General features: G+C 62.7%; 20 protein-coding genes. 16 read left to right on the top strand and 4 right to left on the bottom strand.

The window, feature by feature from the left end; genetic code table 11:
- The first annotated feature begins 25 nt into the window (after positions 1-25).
- The 10 genes from nagZ to NKI06_RS03635 all read left to right on the top strand — a co-directional run bounded on the left by nagZ (position 26) and on the right by NKI06_RS03635 (position 9,562).
- Entirely contained in the window at positions 26-1,045 is a 1,020-nt protein-coding gene (gene nagZ / locus NKI06_RS03680) for a beta-N-acetylhexosaminidase (RefSeq protein ID WP_023735289.1), read from the top strand.
- Positions 1,046-1,219: 174 nt separating this feature from the next.
- Positions 1,220-2,020, top strand: coding sequence for a segregation and condensation protein A (locus NKI06_RS03675; RefSeq protein WP_023667690.1), 801 nt, complete (start codon positions 1,220-1,222; stop codon positions 2,018-2,020).
- Positions 2,017-2,784, top strand: coding sequence for an SMC-Scp complex subunit ScpB (gene scpB / locus NKI06_RS03670; protein ID WP_352984101.1), 768 nt, complete (start codon positions 2,017-2,019; stop codon positions 2,782-2,784). The genes NKI06_RS03675 and scpB overlap by 4 nt, the downstream gene beginning before the upstream one ends.
- A gap of 180 nt (positions 2,785-2,964) precedes the next feature.
- The gene (locus NKI06_RS03665; protein ID WP_023667688.1) at positions 2,965-3,186 is read left to right on the top strand and encodes a twin-arginine translocase TatA/TatE family subunit; all 222 of its coding nucleotides are present in this window, start codon (positions 2,965-2,967) and stop codon (positions 3,184-3,186) included.
- Between the two features lie 86 nt (positions 3,187-3,272).
- Complete coding sequence (gene tatB / locus NKI06_RS03660; RefSeq protein WP_352984100.1) at positions 3,273-4,013, top strand: Sec-independent protein translocase protein TatB; 741 nt, start codon at positions 3,273-3,275, stop codon at positions 4,011-4,013.
- Positions 4,010-4,885: a twin-arginine translocase subunit TatC gene (gene tatC / locus NKI06_RS03655; RefSeq protein WP_023667686.1), complete on the top strand. Its 876-nt coding sequence runs from the start codon at positions 4,010-4,012 to the stop codon at positions 4,883-4,885. Before tatB ends, tatC begins: the two co-directional genes overlap by 4 nt.
- Before the next feature lie 109 nt (positions 4,886-4,994).
- Entirely contained in the window at positions 4,995-6,299 is a 1,305-nt protein-coding gene (serS, locus tag NKI06_RS03650; protein ID WP_352459112.1) for a serine--tRNA ligase, read from the top strand.
- Entirely contained in the window at positions 6,299-7,060 is a 762-nt protein-coding gene (gene surE / locus NKI06_RS03645) for a 5'/3'-nucleotidase SurE (protein ID WP_352984098.1), read from the top strand. The genes serS and surE overlap by 1 nt, the downstream gene beginning before the upstream one ends.
- Positions 7,061-7,086: 26 nt before the next feature.
- Positions 7,087-7,740: a protein-L-isoaspartate(D-aspartate) O-methyltransferase gene (locus NKI06_RS03640; protein WP_023667683.1), complete on the top strand. Its 654-nt coding sequence runs from the start codon at positions 7,087-7,089 to the stop codon at positions 7,738-7,740.
- 322 nt (positions 7,741-8,062) lie between these two features.
- A complete protein-coding gene (locus NKI06_RS03635) occupies positions 8,063-9,562 on the top strand; it encodes a peptidoglycan DD-metalloendopeptidase family protein (protein WP_352984097.1) in 1,500 nt (499 codons plus the stop codon).
- A 110-nt stretch (positions 9,563-9,672) separates the two neighbouring features.
- On the opposite strand, the gene NKI06_RS03630 is transcribed toward NKI06_RS03635, so the two are convergent.
- On the bottom strand, positions 9,673-10,548 hold the full coding sequence (locus NKI06_RS03630; protein ID WP_023667681.1) for an ATP-binding protein: 876 nt from the start codon (positions 10,546-10,548) through the stop codon (positions 9,673-9,675).
- 271 nt (positions 10,549-10,819) lie between these two features.
- Between NKI06_RS03630 and yajC the strand changes: the two genes are divergently transcribed.
- The 5 genes from yajC to NKI06_RS03605 all read left to right on the top strand — a co-directional run bounded on the left by yajC (position 10,820) and on the right by NKI06_RS03605 (position 16,232).
- A complete protein-coding gene (gene yajC / locus NKI06_RS03625) occupies positions 10,820-11,167 on the top strand; it encodes a preprotein translocase subunit YajC (protein ID WP_023667680.1) in 348 nt (115 codons plus the stop codon).
- A 54-nt stretch (positions 11,168-11,221) separates the two neighbouring features.
- Complete coding sequence (locus NKI06_RS03620; RefSeq protein ID WP_352984095.1) at positions 11,222-12,217, top strand: SecDF P1 head subdomain-containing protein; 996 nt, start codon at positions 11,222-11,224, stop codon at positions 12,215-12,217.
- A 217-nt stretch (positions 12,218-12,434) separates the two neighbouring features.
- Positions 12,435-14,987, top strand: a complete 2,553-nt coding sequence (secDF, locus tag NKI06_RS03615) for a protein translocase subunit SecDF (protein ID WP_023667677.1) — start codon at positions 12,435-12,437, stop codon at positions 14,985-14,987.
- A gap of 11 nt (positions 14,988-14,998) precedes the next feature.
- On the top strand, positions 14,999-15,388 hold the full coding sequence (locus NKI06_RS03610) for an Mth938-like domain-containing protein (protein ID WP_023667676.1): 390 nt from the start codon (positions 14,999-15,001) through the stop codon (positions 15,386-15,388).
- Between the two features lie 25 nt (positions 15,389-15,413).
- On the top strand, positions 15,414-16,232 hold the full coding sequence (locus NKI06_RS03605) for a phytoene/squalene synthase family protein (protein ID WP_023681641.1): 819 nt from the start codon (positions 15,414-15,416) through the stop codon (positions 16,230-16,232).
- A gap of 36 nt (positions 16,233-16,268) precedes the next feature.
- Here NKI06_RS03605 and trmFO read toward each other — a convergent pair whose 3' ends face one another.
- Entirely contained in the window at positions 16,269-17,681 is a 1,413-nt protein-coding gene (gene trmFO / locus NKI06_RS03600; RefSeq protein ID WP_023681640.1) for a methylenetetrahydrofolate--tRNA-(uracil(54)-C(5))-methyltransferase (FADH(2)-oxidizing) TrmFO, read from the bottom strand.
- A gap of 18 nt (positions 17,682-17,699) precedes the next feature.
- Between trmFO and NKI06_RS03595 the strand changes: the two genes are divergently transcribed.
- Positions 17,700-18,026 (top strand): hypothetical protein, encoded by a 327-nt coding sequence (locus NKI06_RS03595; protein WP_352984093.1) that lies wholly within the window; start codon positions 17,700-17,702, stop codon positions 18,024-18,026.
- A 171-nt stretch (positions 18,027-18,197) separates the two neighbouring features.
- Here the strand turns inward: NKI06_RS03595 and NKI06_RS03590 are convergent, their stop codons facing one another.
- Positions 18,198-18,341, bottom strand: coding sequence for a DUF1127 domain-containing protein (locus tag NKI06_RS03590; protein WP_023667673.1), 144 nt, complete (start codon positions 18,339-18,341; stop codon positions 18,198-18,200).
- Between the two features lie 51 nt (positions 18,342-18,392).
- Complete coding sequence (locus NKI06_RS03585) at positions 18,393-18,533, bottom strand: DUF1127 domain-containing protein (RefSeq protein ID WP_006335194.1); 141 nt, start codon at positions 18,531-18,533, stop codon at positions 18,393-18,395.
- Between the last annotated feature and the right edge of the window lie 164 nt (positions 18,534-18,697).

The following is an 18,697-nucleotide window of genomic DNA, read 5'->3' as shown; positions in this document are numbered from 1 at the left end:
CGGCGCGAAGCCCTAAACTGGTGGAATGACCGAATCAAAATCCATGATCCTCGGCTGTGCCGGGAAATCGCTGACCCGCGAAGAAATCCGTTTCTATCGCAATGAATGCCCGTGGGGCTTCATCCTGTTTGCGCGCAATATCGGCGAAACGGAGCAGATCCGCGATCTGGTCGCCGAAATGCGCGACTGTATCGGGCGCCCCGATGCGCTGGTGTTCATCGATCAGGAAGGTGGCCGGGTGCAGCGCCTGCGGCCGCCGCTGGCGCCGAACTATCCCGCCGGCGGCGCGCTCGGTGCATTGTGGCGCAAGGACCATGATGCCGGCACCCGCGCTGCCTGGCTGATGGCGCGGCTGCACGCCTTCGACCTGTTGCGCTTCGGTATCTCGGCCGATTGCCTGCCGGTGCTGGACGTGCCGATCGAGGGCGCCAGCGACGTCATCGGCGCGCGCGCCTATGGCAAGGAGCCGCGCCCGGTCATCGAACTTGGCCGCGCCGCCGCGGAAGGGCTGATGTCCGGCGGCGTGTTGCCGGTCATGAAGCATATTCCGGGCCATGGACGCGCCTTCGCCGACACGCATTTCGAGCTGCCTGTGGTCGACGCCTCGCTGAGCGACCTGCAGCGGCATGATTTCGCCCCTTTCCGCGAGCTTAGCCATCTGCCGATGGCGATGACGGCGCATGTCGTCTACAGCGCCATCGATCCGAACAACCCAGCGACCACCTCAGGCAAGGTCATCGACGAGATCATCCGCCGCGAGATCGGCTTCGACGGGCTGTTGATGAGCGACGACACCTCGATGAAGGCACTTTCTGGGGATTTCCCGACAAAGGCGGCCTCGATCCTTGCGGCGGGCTGCGATCTGGTCCTTCACTGCAATGGCGTTTTCGAGGAGATGGCAGGCATCGCATCGCGAACCACGGGACTTGAAGGGACGTCGCTGGAGCGCGCCAACCGGGCGCTGACCTATATAAGGGATCGCGACCGGGCCGACGAAACCGAGATACGCGCCGAGTTTGCCACCTATTTCGATGCGGTGGCCTAGAGACGGATGATTTCAGGTCTGTTCGACCTGAAATCTGAATCCGTCTCTAAATCAGATAGAGAGAGCATGATGTCGTCCGAAAACCGCTTCACACTTTTCGGCATCATGCTCTAACCAGAGGTAAAGGAACAAGTGGCGGAGACATTGGACAGCAAGGCTGCGAAGGCCGCACCGATGGACCGTCTGTGGGCCGAGAACGACGATTCACGGGTCACCGGCGACCCGTCGCTGGTCGTCGACGTCGCCGGGTTCGAAGGTCCGCTCGACCTCTTGCTGCATCTCGCCCGCAACCAAAAGGTCGATCTGTCGCGGATTTCCATCTTGGCGCTGGTCGAGCAATATCTGACCTTCGTCGAGACGGCGAGGGCGCTGAGGCTTGAGCTTGCCGCCGACTACCTGGTGATGGCGGCGTGGCTGGCCTTCCTCAAGTCGAAGCTCCTCATCCCCAAGCAGCCCGGCGAGGAAGGCGAAAGCGGCGAGGAACTGGCCGCGGTGCTGCAGTTCCGGCTGAAGCGTCTGGAGGCCATGCGCGACGCCTCGGCAAGGCTGGTCAACCGCAACCGGCTCGGCCGCGACGTGTTTGCACGCGGCATGCCTGAGATGGTCATCGTCGAGAAGCGTAACGCCTATTCGGCCTCGCTCTACGATTTGCTCACCGCCTATGCGCAGCAGCGCCAGAAACAGGCGATCACCAATGTGACAATTGCCCGGCGTGGCGTGTGGTCGCTCAAGGATGCGCGCGATATCCTGACCCGGCTGATCGGCTCGCTGCGCGACTGGACGGCGCTGGACAGCTATCTGATCAATTACCTGACCAGCCCGGACGAACGGCGTACCGCGATTGCCAGCTCGTTTGCGGCGTCGCTGGAACTGGTGCGCGAAGGCAGCATCGAGATGCGACAGGACCAGGTGTTCGCGCCGCTCTATCTGCGCGGCCGCGCGCAACCAATCAAGGCAGTCGAGGTGGCATCATGAGCGAACGCGCCAACGCTTCGGTCATTCCGTTCAAGGTCGAAGAAGAGACCGAGGAGGGCATTATCGCCCAGGATCCGACTGATACCCTGCTTCTGAATCCTGGCGAACGGCTGCATATGGCCGAAGCCATACGCATGGCCGAGGCGATTGTGTTCGCCAGCGCCGAGCCGGTCAGCGAAAAGCAGCTCGCAGCCAGATTGCCCGACGGCATCAGCATAGCCGCTGCCATGGCTGAGCTGCAGCAGATCTATGCGCGGCGCGGCGTCAATCTGGTCCGGGTCGGCGATGCCTGGGCTTTCCGTACCGCCGGCGATCTCGCCTTCCTGATGAGCCGCGACACGGTGCAGCAGCGCAAGCTGTCGCGCGCGGCGCTCGAAGTGCTGGCGATCATCGCCTACCACCAGCCGGTGACGCGCGCCGAGATCGAGGACATCAGAGGCGTCGAGACCTCGAAGGGCACGCTGGATACGCTGCTCGAAACGGAATGGGTGCGCATGCGCGGCCGCCGCCGCACGCCCGGCCGTCCCGTCACCTACGGCACGACAGACACTTTCCTCGACCATTTCGCACTGGAGGATATCCGCGATCTTCCCGGCATGGACGAACTGAAGGGGGCAGGGCTGCTTTCCGGCCGAATGCCGTCGAATTTCGCCATCCCGTTGCCGCCGGCCGATCCGGACGCGCTGGCCGAGGACGAGGATGCGTTGACCGACATCGATCTCGAGGAACTCGGCCTGCTGACGCCGCGCGTCACGGAAGATTGACCGCAAGCGGCTGTCAAAAAGCTGCATTGCTGCGGTAGATGCGCCGATTGGTAGCGGGCAGCTTTGCCGAAAATGCGTGACATAAGCCGCGCCTTCATAAACTTTGTCGCTGTTGTGTTTGAATCCCAACGCGAAAACGCATAGATCATCGCCAGGGAAAACATTCGAGAGAGAGTTACAATGGGTTCATTTTCGATTTGGCACTGGATGATCGTGCTGGTGATCGTGCTGCTGGTGTTCGGCCGCGGCAAGATTCCCGAGCTGATGGGCGACATGGCCAAGGGCATCAAGAGTTTCAAGAAGGGCATGGCCGACGACGACACCGCCGATGACAAGCGCACCGTCGAGCACCGCCCGGACGAGACCGTTTCGGCAGTGAAGGAAAAGGCCAGCAAGAGCTGAGCCGAAGGTTGTTGCTTTTGTGCAAGTCGTTGTCCCAAAACCGCTTCGCACTTTTGGGCGACAAGCACTAGTCGGAACTGATTGCCATGTTTGAAGTCGGCTGGACCGAAATGCTGGTGATCGCGATCGTCATGATCGTGGTCGTCGGACCCAAGGATTTGCCCAATATGCTGCGCACCTTCGGCCGCACGACGGCGAAGCTGCGTGCCATGGCCTCTGACTTCCAGAAGCAGTTCAACGAGGCGTTGAAGGAAGCCGAGCTCGACGACGTCAAGAAGTCTGTCGATACGCTGCGCGGCCTCAATCCGGCGGCCGAGATCCGCAAGCAGCTCAATCCGTTCGAACAGGCGGCAGCAGAGGTTCGCTCCGGCGTCGATGCGGTGATGAAGCCGAAGCCCGCCGTCGACCCCGCAACGCCGGCGGCAGAAACACCACAGGCGGCCGAGCCGCTCAAGAACGGCGCGACGGTGATGCCCGGCGTCAACGGACCGGAAACAGCGCCGGCGGCGCCGATCCTTCCGGCGAAGACCGACGAGGCGGGGGTGACACCGGCTGCAGCAACAGCAGCGCCACGAAACGCGCGCGCCAAGGGGGCTGCGATATCAAAGGCCCCGGCAACCAAAACAGCGGCAGCCAAGGCAGCACCGGCAAAGCCGGCGCCTGCGGCGAAGGTTGCGGCCAAGCCGTCAGCGGCGCCCGCCAAGGCTGCACCCGGAAAAGCCGCCACCAAGCCGGCTGCTGCACCGAAGGCAGTCACAAAGGCTGAGCCGAAGCCTGCGCCGGCCACGAAGCCCGCGTCCAAGAAGACGGCGGGGGCCGCCAAGTGAGCATTACGGACAGCGAAAAGGACGAGATCGAGAAGTCGTCGGCTCCGCTGATGGAGCATCTGATCGAACTGCGCCGGCGGCTGATCTGGTCGATCGGCGGTTTCTTCGTCGCCTTCCTCGTCTGCTTCTTCTTTGCCAAGAAGCTGTTCAATCTTTTGGTCGTTCCGTTCAAATGGGCCACGCAGTGGGCCGGGCTCGATCCGCACAAGGTCGAGCTGATCTATACGGCGCCGCAGGAATTCTTCTTCACCCAGGTCAAGCTCGCCATGTTCGGCGGCATGGTCATCGCCTTTCCGCTGATCGCCACGCAGATCTACAAATTCATCGCGCCAGGCCTCTACAAGAACGAACGCAACGCCTTCCTGCCGTTCCTGATCGCATCGCCGATCCTGTTCCTGATGGGAGCGTCGCTGGTCTATTTCTTCTTCACGCCGATGGTGATGTGGTTCTTCCTCGCCATGCAGCAGGCCGGCACCGACGACCAGGTGCAGATTTCGCTGCTGCCGAAAGTGTCGGAATATCTCAGCCTGATCATGACGCTGATCTTCTCTTTCGGCCTGGTGTTCCAGCTGCCGGTGGTGACCAGTCTGATGACGCGCGTCGGCATGCTGTCGTCGAAGGCGCTGGCCGAGAAGCGCAAATGGGCGATCGTCATCGCCTTCGTCGTCGCGGCGGTGCTGACGCCGCCTGATCCGATGAGCCAGATCGGTTTGGCCATCCCGACCATCCTGCTCTACGAGGTGTCGATCTGGGCGGCCCGGCTGATCGAGCGCGATCAGGTCAAGCAGAAGCTGGCGCGCGAGAAGCAGGAAGCCGCCGAAGCCGTGGCCGAAAAGGCGGCGGACGCGTCCTCAAAGCAGGCTCGTTCATAGGCTGTCGCGTTCGGGTATCCGCGTTAGCGGAAAAACGCGACAGCCGCCATCTTGCATCGATGAAGGATGCGGTTTACCCCCTCAGCCTTATTCTGAGGACGAACCAACCATGCTTGATATCAAATGGATTCGCGACAACCCGAAGGCCCTTGTCGAGGCGCTGGCCAAGCGCTCGTGGTCGGTTGACGAGGCGCAGTCCACGGTCGATGAGCTGATCAAGAAGGACGAAGCGCGGCGCGAGCACGTCACCGAGCTGCAGACCAAGCAGGAACGCCGCAACGCCGCCTCGAAGGAGATCGGCAACGCCATGCGTTCGGGCGACACGGCACTTGCCGAAAAGCTCAAGGCCGAAGTCGGCGATATCAAGACCTTCATCCAGAATGGCGAGGCGCGCGAGCGCGAGCTCGACAAGACGCTGAACGATGCGCTGGCGGTGCTGCCGAATGTGCCGCTCGACGACGTGCCGGTCGGCAAGGACGAGCACGACAATGTCGTCAAGCATATCGTCGGCGAGGTGCCGACTCGGCCGAACTGGGTGAAGGAGCATTTCGAGATCGGCGAAGCGCTCGGCATGATGGATTTCGAGCGGGCGGCAAAGCTGTCGGGATCACGCTTCACCGTGCTGAAGAGCGGGCTGGCGCGGATGGAGCGCGCCATCGGCCAGTTCATGCTCGATCTGCACACGACCGAGCATGGCTATGAAGAAGTCATCCCGCCACTGATGGTGCGCGACGAAGTGCTTTTCGGGACCAACCAGCTGCCGAAATTCGAGGACGACCTGTTCTTCGTGCAGCATGGCGATGGCCGGCTCGGGTTGATTCCAACCGCCGAGGTCCCGCTCACCAACCTGGTGCGCGAAGAAATCACGGCCCATGAAAAGCTGCCGCTGCGCTATACGGCGCTGACGCCGTGTTTCCGCTCGGAAGCGGGCTCCGCCGGCCGCGACACGCGCGGCATGTTGCGCCAGCACCAGTTCTACAAGGTCGAGCTGGTCTCGGTCACCGACCAGGAGTCTTCGCTCGCCGAGCACGAGCGGATGACGCAGTGCGCGGAAGAGGTGCTGAAGCGACTGGAGCTGCCGTTCCGCACCATGGTCCTGTGCACGGGCGACATGGGGTTTGGCGCGCGCAAGACCTACGACATCGAGGTCTGGCTGCCCGGCCAGAACGCCTATCGCGAAATCTCGTCCTGCTCGGTCTGCGGCGACTTCCAGGCCAGGCGCATGGATGCCCGCTACAAGGACCGGGATGGCAAGGGCAACCGCTTTGTGCACACGCTGAACGGTTCGGGCACCGCTGTCGGCCGTGCGCTGATTGCCGTCATCGAAAACTACCAGAATGAGGATGGCAGCGTAACCATTCCTGAAGTGCTGCGGCCTTATATGGGCGGTCTGGCGAAGATCGAATCGAAGTAATGCGCATCCTTCTGACCAATGATGACGGCATCCATGCCGAGGGCCTGGCGTCGCTCGAACGCATCGCCCGCACGCTGTCGGACGATGTCTGGGTCGTGGCGCCGGAGCAGGACCAGTCCGGCTACGCGCACTCCCTGTCGATCTCGGAGCCGCTCCGGCTGCGCAAGATCGGCGAGAAACACTACGCCGTGCGCGGCACGCCGACCGACTGCGTCATCATGGGCGTCAAGAAGATCCTGCCTGGCGCGCCGGACCTGATCCTGTCCGGTGTCAATTCCGGCGCCAACATCGCTGACGACGTCACCTATTCCGGCACCGTCGCCGGCGCCATGGAAGGCGCGCTGCTCGGCATCCGCTCGATCGCACTCAGCCAGGGTTATTCCTATGTCGGCGAGGACCGCGTCGTTCCCTATGAGACCACCGAGGCGCTGGCGCCGGCGTTGCTGAAAAAGCTCGTCGCCATGCCGCTGCCGGACGGCGTGCTGCTCAACGTCAACTTTCCCAACTGCCTCCCTGAGGAGGTTGCCGGCACCGTCGTGACGTCGCAGGGCAAGCTGGTGCACAGCCTTTGGGTCGACGAGCGCCGCGACGGGCGCGGCCTGCCTTATTACTGGCTGCGCTTCGGCCGCGAGCCGGTCGAGGGCAAGCAGGGCACCGATCTCCATGCTCTGCGCAACCGGCTCGTGTCTGTGACGCCGCTGCAGCTTGACCTCACCGCGCATGAAATCCGTGACCAACTGACCAAGGCGCTGTCTGAATAAGGTGTTCGCATGAAGAAGGTTCTGGCATGAACTTGCCGCTCGACGATCGCGAGGGTTTTGCCGCTTTCCTGCTGCGCCTGCGCGGCCAAGGCGCGGTGCCGAAGGCGCTGATCGCAGCCTTCGAGGCGACGCCGCGGCGCGGCTTCCTCAACGGCCAGTTCCATTCCATCGCCTGGTCGGACGGCATGCTGCCGATCGAATGCGGCGAGGCGATCGAGGGCGCCGATCTGCAGGCGGCGGTGATTGCGGCCCTGGCAATAGAGCCCGGCAACCGGGTGCTGGAGATCGGCACCGGCTCGGGCTACACGGCAGCGGTGATGTCGCGGCTCGCGGCGCGCATCGTCAGCGTCGACCGCTACAAGACGCTGGCCGAGCAGGCCAGGCAACGCTTCGAGGCGCTCGGCATCGGCAATGTCATCGTGCGCCAGGCCGACGGTTCCAACGGGCTTGCCAATGAAGCGCCGTTCGACCGCATCGTAGCCTGGGCGGCTTTCGACAGCCTGCCGCGCTTCCTGCTCGACCAATTGTCGAGCGGCGGCATCGTCATTGCCCCGATCGGGCCGGAGGAGGGCGAGCAGGTGCTGGCCAAGCTGACCAAGGTCGGCAGCCGCTTCGAGCGCGAGGATATCGGCACCGTGCGCCTGCAGCCGATCCTGCGCAGCGTCGCGGCGGTTATTTAGGTGCGCTGATATTCATGTGAGGCCGGCCTGCAAATGGCAGGTTCCTGCGCTTCCGGTGCTCACATGTTTGAGTACGCTCCGCTCCGGCCTTCGCCGGTCGAAGCCGTCATAAATGCCTCCGCTCTATGAAGGCTACGGCCGGCGTAGGCCGGTTCTCAGAACCTGTCATTTTCGACTCGGGCCGATCTGAATCAACGCAGCTTCGGCGCATTCGAAAATGTTTTAAGAAAATTTGCGTCTGATTCTATGGGGTTAACCCGCCAGTAACATTAACGCGCTTTAATCATGACCAGTGTGTACCGGGTCTGTGCGGGTTAGTGCGATGCAATTCAGTGTTTTGAAGGCAAACGGGCGTACTCTGTCGCGGGGCTGCGCTGTCCTCATGCTAGCCGGAGTGGCGGCGGGGTGTAGCTCCCAAGTCTCGCGGTTCAATGGTGTCGACGACGTCTTCACCTCCTCGACCAACAATCAGCGCGCCATCATCGACAAGCAGAGCACTGCGCAGCCCTATCCGGGCGATGTGGCGGCCGAGCCGATCGCTGCGGCACCTGTCGATGGCAGCCATAACCAGTCGGTCAGCCGCTCCAGCCTGGAGCCGGTCACCGTCCAGCAGCTGCCGCCGCCGAGCGCGCCCAAAGCTGCTCCGATGCGCACCGCTTCCGCGCCGGCGCTTGCACCGGCACCGCATGTCGACAGAACGACTACCGGCACCGTCCAGCCGGCGAGGCCGTTCAAGAATGCCGGTGACTCCGATCCGAAACCACTTGCGGCTGGTACGCCGCATGCGACCGAGATCGTGGTCAGCGACGGCGAGACCATTTCCGGCATCGCTCATCGCTATCATGTGCCCGCCGACGTGATCATGAAGGTCAACGGCTTGAGCGCCACCAAGGGGCTGAAGACCGGTCAGAAACTGGTCATCCCGGCCTATGCCTATTCAAGCAAGGGGACAGAGCCGAAACTTGCCGACGGCAAGCCGGCAAACAGCCCCAAGGCGCCGGCGCCGGAGAAGGTCGCCGTACTGCCGCAGCAGCCGAAACTCAAGGACGGCAAGTCCGCCGCGCAGGTTGACGCTTCGGCAGCGAACAAGCCGAAGACCGACAAGCCGGCGCAGACGGCCTCGGCCGCGCCAAAAGCCGGCGCGGGCACCTACACGGTCCAGTCGGGCGACAGCCTGTCCTCCATCGCCAGGAAGACCGGCGTTGGCGTCGTGGCGCTGAAGCAGGCGAACGGCATGCAGGACGGCCTGCTCAAGATCGGCCAGACGCTGAAGGTTCCGGCAGGTGGCACCGCAACGGTCGCCAGCGCCAAGCCGGCCAAAGTTGATCCGGTGACGACCGCGACCACCCAACCGCCGGCAAAGCCGACGGAGACACTCGCCACCTACACGCCGCCGAAGAAGGACGCCAAGGTTATCCAGCAGGCCGAGGACGACGATGCTGTTGCGCCCGATGCCACCGGCATCGGCAAGATGCGTTGGCCGGTGCGTGGCCGCGTCATCTCCAATTTTGGTGGCGGCAAGGATGGTGTCGACATCGCCGTGCCTGAGGGGACGCCGGTCAAGGCGGCCGAGAACGGCGTGGTCATCTATGCCGGCGACGGCCTCAAGGAATTCGGCAATACGGTGCTGGTGCGCCACGAAAACGGGCTGGTCACCGTCTATGGCCACGCCAGGTCGATCGAGGTGCAGCGCGGCCAGAAGGTCAAGCGCGGCCAGGAAATCGCGCTGTCGGGCATGAGCGGCACCACCGACTCGCCGAAACTGCACTTCGAAGTGCGCAAGAACTCGGCCCCGGTCGATCCCTCAGGTTATCTCGAATAGTCGGGAATAGAACAATAAACGTTTTGCAGGCCGTCTGACCTCCAGTCCGGCCCGCCGGCTCAGCCCGCTCCGCAAGGGGCGGGCTTTTTCAGTGACCTGACGGAAATCAATCAGTCGTTCAGCGGCTTGCCGAGCCGGCCGGCCAGATCCTGAGTGAATTGCCAGGCGACGCGGCCCGAGCGGCTGCCGCGTGTCGTTGCCCATTCCAGGGCGTCGGCGCGCAGCTGCTCCGGGTCGATCTTCAGTCCATGATGGGTGGCATAGCCGTTGACCATATCGAGATATTCGTCCTGCGAACATTTGTGGAAGCCGAGCCACAGGCCGAAGCGGTCGGACAGCGAAACCTTTTCCTCGACCGCCTCGGACGGGTTGATGGCGGTCGAGCGCTCATTGTCGATCATGTCGCGCGGCAACAGGTGCCGGCGGTTCGACGTGGCGTAGAAGATGACATTGGCCGGGCGGCCCTCGACGCCGCCTTCAAGGGCTGCCTTCAGCGACTTGTAGGAGGTGTCGTCATGGTCGAAGGAGAGGTCGTCGCAAAACAGGATGAAGCGAAACGGCGCCGCCTTCAGCAGGCCCATCAGCCTGGGCAGCGTGTCGATATCCTCGCGATGGATCTCGATCAGCTTGAGCGGCAGGTCGGATTTGGCCTGGGCGTTGATCTGCGCATGCACGGCCTTGACCAGCGAGGATTTGCCCATGCCGCGCGCACCCCACAACAACACATTGTTGGCGGCATGGCCGGCGGCGAAACGTTCCGTGTTTTCGACCAGAATGTCGCGCACGCGGTCGACGCCGCGGATCAGGCCGATGTCGACGCGGTTGACCTTGCGCACCGGCTCGAGATAGCCGGGGTCGGCCTGCCAGACGAAGCAATCGGCAACCGCAAGATCGGTTTGCGGCACCGGCGGCGGGGCGAGGCGGGTGACCGCCTCGATCAGGCGGTCGAGCTTTTGGTTCAGGGCCTCGATGGTGCTGTCGGTCATGTCTCGTCTTTTATGTTTCCGCACGAACGTGCGTAGGGGCCGAAATCGTCTTGATCCGGGCGAGATAGAAACGGGTTCCAAGCTTTTGTTTGGGCATGATCTTTTGCGAAAACCACGCCCGTATTCCGGGAGCATGCTCTAACACGGGTCAACCGGCCGGAAAAGCAGCTGAAAGCCCGGCCGCGCAGTTGCATTGGTAACTTTACCCACTATATTCCGGCCAAATTTGGCGAGGCCGCCCTACGGCCTTCTTCGTAACCAGGAGTTCTTGATGTTCGTCACACCGGCATACGCCCAAGCTACCGGAACTCCGCTTGGTCCGTTCGGGGATATCGGCATGATACTCCCGTTCGTTCTGATCTTCGTGATCATGTATTTCCTCATCATCCGGCCGCAGCGCGCCCAGTTGAAGAAGCGCCAGGAGATGATCTCGGCCGTGCGCCGTGGCGACACGGTCATCACCGGCGGCGGCTTCGTCGGCAAGGTGACCAAGGTGATCGACGACAATGAGCTTGAGATCGACCTTGGCGGCGGCACCAAGGTGACGGCGCTGCGCTCGACGATCGCCGATGTTCGGGTCAAGGGCGAGCCGGTGGCCAACCAGAACGCCAAGAAGTAAGCCAGTTTCCCAAGCGGAGCGATCCGCGGGCAGAGCTCTGACAAAAGACGGCGTATGGTCCATTTTTCGCGCGTGAAAATGATCCTGATCTGGCTTGCTATGGCCACAATGCTCGTTGACGCGCCCAGTCTTCACGCTGCCGGCGCGGACGTGCTGCTTCGATTGGACGCGACCGATGTGATCGATCGCCGGTTGGAGGCGACGCGTGACGAAATCAGGACGCTGCTGCGCGATGCAAGGATCGGCTATACTGGTCTTGCTAAGTCGGGTCGGGCCGTTCAGGTGCATATCACCGACGCCGCTCAGGTCGGCGCGGCCAAGATGGCATTGGAGGCGGTGACTGATCCTGTCCTTGGCAGCGCTGGTCCGGTCCAGGAAGTGATCCTGGATGATACCGGAGCAGCGTTGCTCAAGTTCACGGTAACAGACACAGGTATCAAGTATCGGATGTCGATCGCGCTTGCGCAGTCGATCGTGGTCATTAAGAATCGCCTGCGTGATCTTGGTGTAGCCGACCCAGTAGTGCGGCCAGAGGGCGAAGACGGTATGCTGGTCCGGACCTCGGGCGTTGCGGATTTGCAAAGGCTGAGGAGAATTCTCACCCGAACCGGAATGCTGACTTTTCAGTGGGTTGATGAGTCGATGCCGGTCGCTGATGCGATCAATGGCCGGACGCCCGCTGGCTCGGTGGTGGTTTATTCGAAGGACGATCCACCGGTTCCCTATCTGGTTGAGAGCCGAACGATCGTTTCCAGTGACGACATTGTCAATGCTCAGGCGACTCCCAACTCCGTCACAAATGAGCCGGCGGTTTCGTTCACCTTCGATTCCAGGGCAACGGCACGCGTTGCGCAGGCGACCTCGCAGAATGTCGGCAAGCTATTTGCGATGATCCTCGACAACCAAGTGCTTTCGGTGCCAGTCGTCCGCGAGCCAATTCTTAACGGCCGCGGCCAGATATCGGGCAACCTTACAAAGGAGAACGCCGATGATCTGGCCTTGCTTTTGCGTTCCGGACCGATGCCTGCACAATTGAAAATAGTCGAGTAGCGCACGATAGCGCCCGGCGGTGATCAGAATTAGAATGGAACCGACAGAGGCGATTGACGCCGAAACCGCTGCCGGCGGCAGCGCCAAATTGACCTCAGCGCGCTCGACAATCGGCGAAGTGCGGGTTAAGGGCGAGCCGGTGGCAAATAAGAACGCCAAGAAATAACCGAATTGTCGGCGGAACGATCCGCCAGTACGCCCTGACGGACAACGCCATATGCTGTATTTTTCGCGCCTGAAGATGATCCTGATCTGGATCGCCGTGGCCGTCACATTCATCCTTGCCGCGCCAAATCTCTTCCCGGCCAGCACATTGGCGCAATTGCCCAACTGGGTGCCGAAGCGGCAGATGACGCTTGGTCTCGATCTGCAGGGCGGTTCGCACATCCTCTTGCAGATGGACCAGAATGATCTCGTCAAGGCGCAGCTGGAAACGACGCGCGACGAGATCCGCACGCTGCTGCGCGATGCCAAGGTGGGCTATACCGGCCTTGGCGGCACCGGCAGGACCGTACAAGTGCGCATCACCGATCCAACCCAGATCGATGCCGCCAAGGCGGCGCTTAAGCCGCTGACCGATCCGGTCGCCGCCGGCCTGTTCACCGGTGGCTCCATCCAGGAAATGTCCCTGGATGATTCCGAAGCCGGGCTGCTCAAATTCACCGTCACCGACGCCGGCATCAAATACCGCACCTCAGCCGCATTGGCGCAGTCGATCGAAGTCGTCGAGCGTCGCGTCAACGAACTCGGCACCACCGAGCCGATCGTGCAGCGGCAGGGCGACGACCGTGTGCTCGTCCAGGTGCCGGGCCTGCAGGATCCGCAAAGGCTGAAGGAGATCATTGGCCAGACCGCCAAGATGACCTTCCAGATGGTCGATACCTCGATGTCGGTGCAGGATGCGCTGAACGGCCGCCCGCCGGCAGGCTCCTCGGTACTTTATTCGCAGGACGATCCGCCGGTTCCGTATCTGGTGGAAAATCGCGTCATCGTGTCCGGCGAGGATCTTGCCAAGGCCACCGCAACTTATGATTCCCGAAACAACGAGCCAGTGGTTTCGTTCGTCTTCAACTCGCGCGGTGCGACACGGTTCGGCCAGGCGACGCAGCAGAATGTCGGCAAGCCGTTCGCCATCATCCTCGACAATCAGGTGATTTCGGCGCCGGTGATCCGCGAACCGATCCTCGGCGGCAGCGGCCAGATTTCAGGCAATTTCACCGCCGAAAGCGCCAACGACCTCGCCGTGCTGCTGCGCGCCGGTGCGTTGCCGGCAAAGCTGACCGTGATCGAAGAACGCACGGTGGGCCCGGGCCTCGGCCAGGATTCGATCCATGCCGGCAAGGTCGCCGGCATCATCGGCTCCATTCTCGTCGTCGCCTTCATGTTCGTCGCGTACGGACTTCTCGGCTTCCTCGCCAACATTGCGCTCGCCGTGCACGTGGCGATGATCGTCGGGGTCTTGTCGCTGCTTGGCGCGACGCTGACCTTGCCCGGCATTGCCGGTATCGTGCTGACCATCGGCATGGCGGTCGATTCCAACGTGCTGATCTATGAGCGCATCCGCGAGGAGCGACGGGCCGGCCGTTCGGTCATCCAGTCGATCGACACCGGCTTCACCAAGGCGTTGGCGACCATCGTGGATTCCAACGTGACGTCGCTGATTGCCACGGTCGTGCTGTTCTATCTCGGCACCGGACCGGTCAAGGGCTTCGCCATCACCTATGCCATCGGCATCCTGACCACGGTGTTCACCGCCTTCACCTTCACCCGTCTGCTGGTGTCGATCTGGCTGCGCCGCGCGCGTCCGAAGGAATTGCCGCGTGCGCCGGTGACCTTCGTTCCGGCCGGCACGAAAATCCCGTTCATGGGCATCCGCCGCTGGACCTTCGCACTGTCCAGCCTGCTGTCGATCGCGTCGGTTATCGGATTCCTGACCATCGACATCAACTACGGCATCGACTTCAAGGGCGGCTCGATCATCGAGGTGCAGTCCAAGCAAGGCGACGCCGATATTGGCGATATCAGAAGCCGGCTGTCGGAGCTAAACATCGGTGAAGTGCAGGTCCAGCAATTCGGCGCGCCGAACGACGTGCTGATCCGCGTCGGCACCCAGGATGGCGGCGAGAACGCCGAGCAGACCGTCATCGACAAGGTGCGCGGCGAGCTCCAGGACAATTACGATTTTCGCCGCGTCGAGGTGGTGGGCCCGACGGTTTCGGGCGAGCTGGCCAAGCAAGGCACGATCGCCATGATCATCGCGCTGATCGGCATCCTGGTCTATGTCTGGTTCCGCTTCGAATGGCAGTTCGCGGTCGGCGCGATCGTGGCGACGGTGCACGATGTGGTGATGACGCTGGGCTTCTTCGTCATCACCGGGCTCGAATTCAACCAGTCTTCGCTGGCTGCGATCCTGACCATTATCGGCTATTCGCTCAATGACACGATCGTCGTCTATGACCGTGTTCGAGAAGATTTGCGAAAATACAAACGAATGCCGCTCCCGCAATTGTTGAACAACGCCATCAACGAGACGCTTTCGAGAACGACGCTGACTTCGGTGACGACCATCCTGGCGCTGCTGGCGCTGGTGTTGTTCGGCGGCGAGGTGATCCGCTCGTTCACCATGGCGATGCTGTTCGGCGTCGTCTTCGGCACCTATTCGTCGATCTTCATCGCAGCGCCCTTGCTGATCCTGTTCAGGCTCAGGCCGCAGGGAGCGAGCGCCGATGAGGAGAAGCCGGTTGGTGGCGGCAAGGCCATGGCGACCTGACGGCCGCGCTGGTGGCAAAAGGCATCGTCATTCGCGAGGCGCATTTCCCCGGACGGGCGCCGATCGAAGCCTACGGCAATGGCGGCTTCCGCTTCGCCGACATGTCGCATCGCGGCTCGCTTCTTTGCCTGCCCTCCGGCATCCATGGCTGGGAGCCGGCCGATCCGCTGGCCCTGACGGCGGCGGATTTCGACCTGCTGCTGGCCGAGGCCGACAAGGTCGAGATCCTGCTGGTCGGCACAGGCAAGGATTTGCGGCCCTTGCCGGCAGCACTTCGGGCGGCGCTGAAGGCGGCTGGCATTGGCTCCGACCCGATGTCGACGGGGGCAGCGGTGCGGACCTACAATGTTCTGCTTGCCGAAGACCGCGCCGTGGCCGCGGCGCTCATCGCCGTCGACTGACGTGACCGATACAGCTGACATCGTCATGGAGGCGGTGCGCGCCGGCGACCATGACCGCTATGTCAGCGCACTCTATGCACCGGCCGACAAGCGCGCGGCGCTGTTTTCGCTTTACGCCTTCAATGCCGAGATTGCGTCTGTCCGAGACCGCATCCACGAGGCATTGCCGGGCGAAGTGAGGCTGCAATGGTGGCGCGATGTCATCGCTGCTGAAGCCGCAGCCACAGGCAACCCGCTCGCCGATGCGCTGAAGGCGACGATTTCTGCCCATGGCCTGCCCAAAACTGCCTTCGACAACATGCTCGAGGCCCGCATCTTCGACCTCTATGACGATCCGATGCCGTCGCGCACCGATCTCGAGGGCTATTGCGGCGAGACGGCGGCCGCGCTGATCCAGCTGGCGGCGATGGTGCTCGATCCCAATGAGGCGCCGCGCTTTGCCGAACTGGCGGGCAGGGCCGGCTGCGCCCAGGCGATGACCGGCCTGTTGCTGCTGTTGCCGCTGCATCGCCGACGCGGGCAATGCTTCGTGCCGGCGGATATCCTTGCCGCGGCCGGCTCGTCGCCGGAGGAGTTCGTCAGCGGCGACGGCGGCCCCGGCGCTCAGCGCGCGGTGGCTGCGATGATTGCATTGGCGCAGGAGCATCTCCGCGCTTTCGAGCAAGGGGCGTCCGCACTTCCGGAAACGCTGCGCCCGGCGTTCCTGCCGCTGGCGCTGACCAGCGCCTATCTCGGCAAGATGGGCAATGGCCGCTCGCCGCTTGGTGGCGCAGCCCGGCTTTCGGCTCTGCGCCGGCATTGGCTGTTGCTCAGGCGCGCAACGCGGGGATGGCCAGCGAGTTGACGTAAACGTCAATCGCGTTAGGACTCTGAGACTTGGCTATTCAGCAGCTTCCGCTGTTTGCGCCGGCAGCCCTAGCCACTCCCGACAATCTGCCCGCGCGCGTGAGGTGATCGCGTGGCGCTTGGCCACCGTCTTGTCCTTGCCGCGCAGGCGTTTGCCTTCGGTCTTCGGTGCTTCCACCGGCGGGAACAGGCCGAAATTGACGTTCATCGGCTGGAACGAGCGTTTGCCCGGCTCGTCGTCTGAGACGATGTGGCCGCCGGTGATGTGGTTGAGCAGGGCGCCGAAGGCGGTGGTGAGCGGCGGCAGGGACGGCGCGTGGCCGAGACGCTCGGCGGCGGCGAAGCGGCCGGCGAGCAGGCCGATCGCCGCGCTCTCGACATAGCCCTCGCAGCCGGTGATCTGGCCGGCAAAGCGCAGGCCGGGCCGCGACTTCAGCTGCAGGGAAGCGTCGAGCAAGGTCGGCGAGTTGATGTAGGTGTTGCGGTGCAGGCCGCCGAGGCGCGCGAAGTCGGCGTTTTCCAGGCCCGGAATGGTGCGGAACACGCGCACCTGCTCGGCATGCTTCAGCTTGGTCTGGAAACCGACCATGTTGTAGAGCGTGCCCAGCGCATTGTCCTGGCGCAGCTGCACCACGGCATAGGCTTTTACCGTCGGATTGTGGGCATTGGTCAGCCCCATCGGCTTCATCGGCCCGTAGCGCAGCGTCTCGACGCCGCGCTCGGCCATGATTTCGATCGGCAGGCAGCCGTCGAAATAGGGCGTGCCTTCCCACTGCTTGAATTCGGTCTTGTGGCCGTCGACCAGCGCCTGTACGAAGGCGAGATACTGGTCCTTGTCCATCGGGCAGTTGATGTAATCCTTGCCGGTGCCGCCGGGCCCAACCTTGTCGTAGCGCGACTGGAACCAGCAGGTGTCCATGTCGATCGTGTCGAAATGGATGATCGGGGCAATCGCGTCGAAGAAGGCCAGTGCGTCGGCGCCGGTCGCCTCGGCGATCGACTGGGCGAGCGAAGGTGCGGTCAGCGGTCCCGTGGCGATGATCGCCTGGTCCCATTCCGCCGGCGGCAGGCCCGGCACTTCCTCGCGCTCGATGGTGATCAGCGGGTGCGCTTCAAGCTTTTTCGTCACCGCGTCGGAGAAACCGTCGCGATCCACGGCCAGCGCGCCGCCTGCCGGCACCTGGTTGGCGTCGCCGGCACTCATGATCAGCGAGCCGGCCAGCCGCATTTCGGCATGCAGCAGGCCGACGGCGTTGTTCTCGGCATCGTCGGAGCGGAAGGAATTGGAACAGACAAGTTCGGCAAGCCCATCGGTCTTGTGCGCATCGGTGCCGCGCACCGGGCGCATCTCATGCAAAATGACGGGAACACCGGCTTGTGCTGCCTGCCAGGCGGCTTCGGAGCCGGCGAGGCCGCCGCCGACGATGTGGATAGGATTTTTGCTCATGAGCGCCGGAATAATCGCTTGGCGCGCCGTTTGCAATTGGCCGGTGCGAGCGTGGGTCATTGTCGTGCAACGACGGAGCTCGAGTTTCTTATGTCCGCGGCGACGCTTGGATGGCGGCGCAAAGCGCCTCGATCGACCGCAAGCACAGCCGCAAACCTGCCCCAAAAACAACAACACCCGCCGCGGGAGGAGGTGCGGCGGGTGTCGTTTTTGGGGCCGATCCTCGGGAGGAGGTGGGGATCGGCCGTATTCGCCATTGCCGGGGAGGAGGTCGGCTTTGACGAAATTCTTTTCGCCGGATCGAGGGAGGCGAAATCCCTGGAAGACGACCTGCGTTCACTTTGAAGACGAACTAGCGTTCGCTTCGGAAAGACGAACTGCGTTCGCTTTGGAAACAGCGCCCGCCGCGGGAGGAGGTGCGGCGGGCGCCGTTTTGGTGGTCAACCCTCGGGAGGAGGTGAAGGCTGACCGTATCCGTCAGGGTCGGGGAGGAGGTCGACCCTGGCGAAATTCTGGTTAGATCGTCGCCCTGCGGGCGATGATCTTGATCTCGTCACGGACGATGCCGAGATCATGGAGCTGACGGTTCGAAAGGCGACCCAGCTCGGTAACGGTGTCGCGGTAAACGCGCCAGTTACGATAGTTGCGGATCAGGTTCATTGTCGTTCTCTTTTTCAAAACTGGTTCGGACCATTTGCGATCCGAAGAGGATTAGACCGCCTTGCGGGCGACGTAGTGGATGTCGCTGCGGCTGATGCCGAGGTCGGTCAGTTCACGGTTCGACAGGCGGCTCAGCTCGGAGACGGTGTCCCGGTAGCGGCGCCAGTTGCGGTAGTTGCGGATCAGGTTCATGGTAGTGCTCGTTTCGTCTTTCTTCGGATCATTCCGTTTGTGTACGAACAGTAAATAGGCTGGGTTATATCGATTTAAAAGTGCTGTTGGCGCATGGCAGCAATGCAAATTGTGCAATGCAACATTAACGCGCGTTCGCGGCTTCGTCATGAAGAAACCCGAAT

This window comes from Mesorhizobium sp. M0772 (assembly GCF_040320135.1).
GTDB lineage: Bacteria > Pseudomonadota > Alphaproteobacteria > Rhizobiales > Rhizobiaceae > Mesorhizobium.
Note: the sequence above shows the minus strand (reverse complement) of the source record. Positions and strands in the feature narration are given on the sequence as shown.

Bases quoted from the DNA above. Each gene is read 5' to 3' on its own strand.
- NKI06_RS03635 (WP_352984097.1), top strand. From the start codon at position 8,063: ATGCAATTCAGTGTTTTGAAGGCAAACGGGCGTACTCTGTCGCGGGGC.
- NKI06_RS03590 (WP_023667673.1), bottom strand. From the start codon at position 18,341: ATGAACCTGATCCGCAACTATCGTAACTGGCGCGTTTACCGCGACACC.
- surE (WP_352984098.1), top strand. From the start codon at position 6,299: ATGCGCATCCTTCTGACCAATGATGACGGCATCCATGCCGAGGGCCTG.
- scpB (WP_352984101.1), top strand. From the start codon at position 2,017: ATGAGCGAACGCGCCAACGCTTCGGTCATTCCGTTCAAGGTCGAAGAA.
- trmFO (WP_023681640.1), bottom strand. From the start codon at position 17,681: ATGAGCAAAAATCCTATCCACATCGTCGGCGGCGGCCTCGCCGGCTCC.
- nagZ (WP_023735289.1), top strand. From the start codon at position 26: ATGACCGAATCAAAATCCATGATCCTCGGCTGTGCCGGGAAATCGCTG.
- NKI06_RS03675 (WP_023667690.1), top strand. From the start codon at position 1,220: ATGGACCGTCTGTGGGCCGAGAACGACGATTCACGGGTCACCGGCGAC.
- yajC (WP_023667680.1), top strand. From the start codon at position 10,820: ATGTTCGTCACACCGGCATACGCCCAAGCTACCGGAACTCCGCTTGGT.
- NKI06_RS03640 (WP_023667683.1), top strand. From the start codon at position 7,087: ATGAACTTGCCGCTCGACGATCGCGAGGGTTTTGCCGCTTTCCTGCTG.
- secDF (WP_023667677.1), top strand. From the start codon at position 12,435: ATGCTGTATTTTTCGCGCCTGAAGATGATCCTGATCTGGATCGCCGTG.
- serS (WP_352459112.1), top strand. From the start codon at position 4,995: ATGCTTGATATCAAATGGATTCGCGACAACCCGAAGGCCCTTGTCGAG.
- NKI06_RS03665 (WP_023667688.1), top strand. From the start codon at position 2,965: ATGGGTTCATTTTCGATTTGGCACTGGATGATCGTGCTGGTGATCGTG.
- NKI06_RS03630 (WP_023667681.1), bottom strand. From the start codon at position 10,548: ATGACCGACAGCACCATCGAGGCCCTGAACCAAAAGCTCGACCGCCTG.
- tatB (WP_352984100.1), top strand. From the start codon at position 3,273: ATGTTTGAAGTCGGCTGGACCGAAATGCTGGTGATCGCGATCGTCATG.
- NKI06_RS03585 (WP_006335194.1), bottom strand. From the start codon at position 18,533: ATGAACCTGATCCGCAACTACCGCAACTGGCGCCGCTACCGGGACACC.
- NKI06_RS03605 (WP_023681641.1), top strand. From the start codon at position 15,414: ATGGAGGCGGTGCGCGCCGGCGACCATGACCGCTATGTCAGCGCACTC.
- NKI06_RS03620 (WP_352984095.1), top strand. From the start codon at position 11,222: ATGGTCCATTTTTCGCGCGTGAAAATGATCCTGATCTGGCTTGCTATG.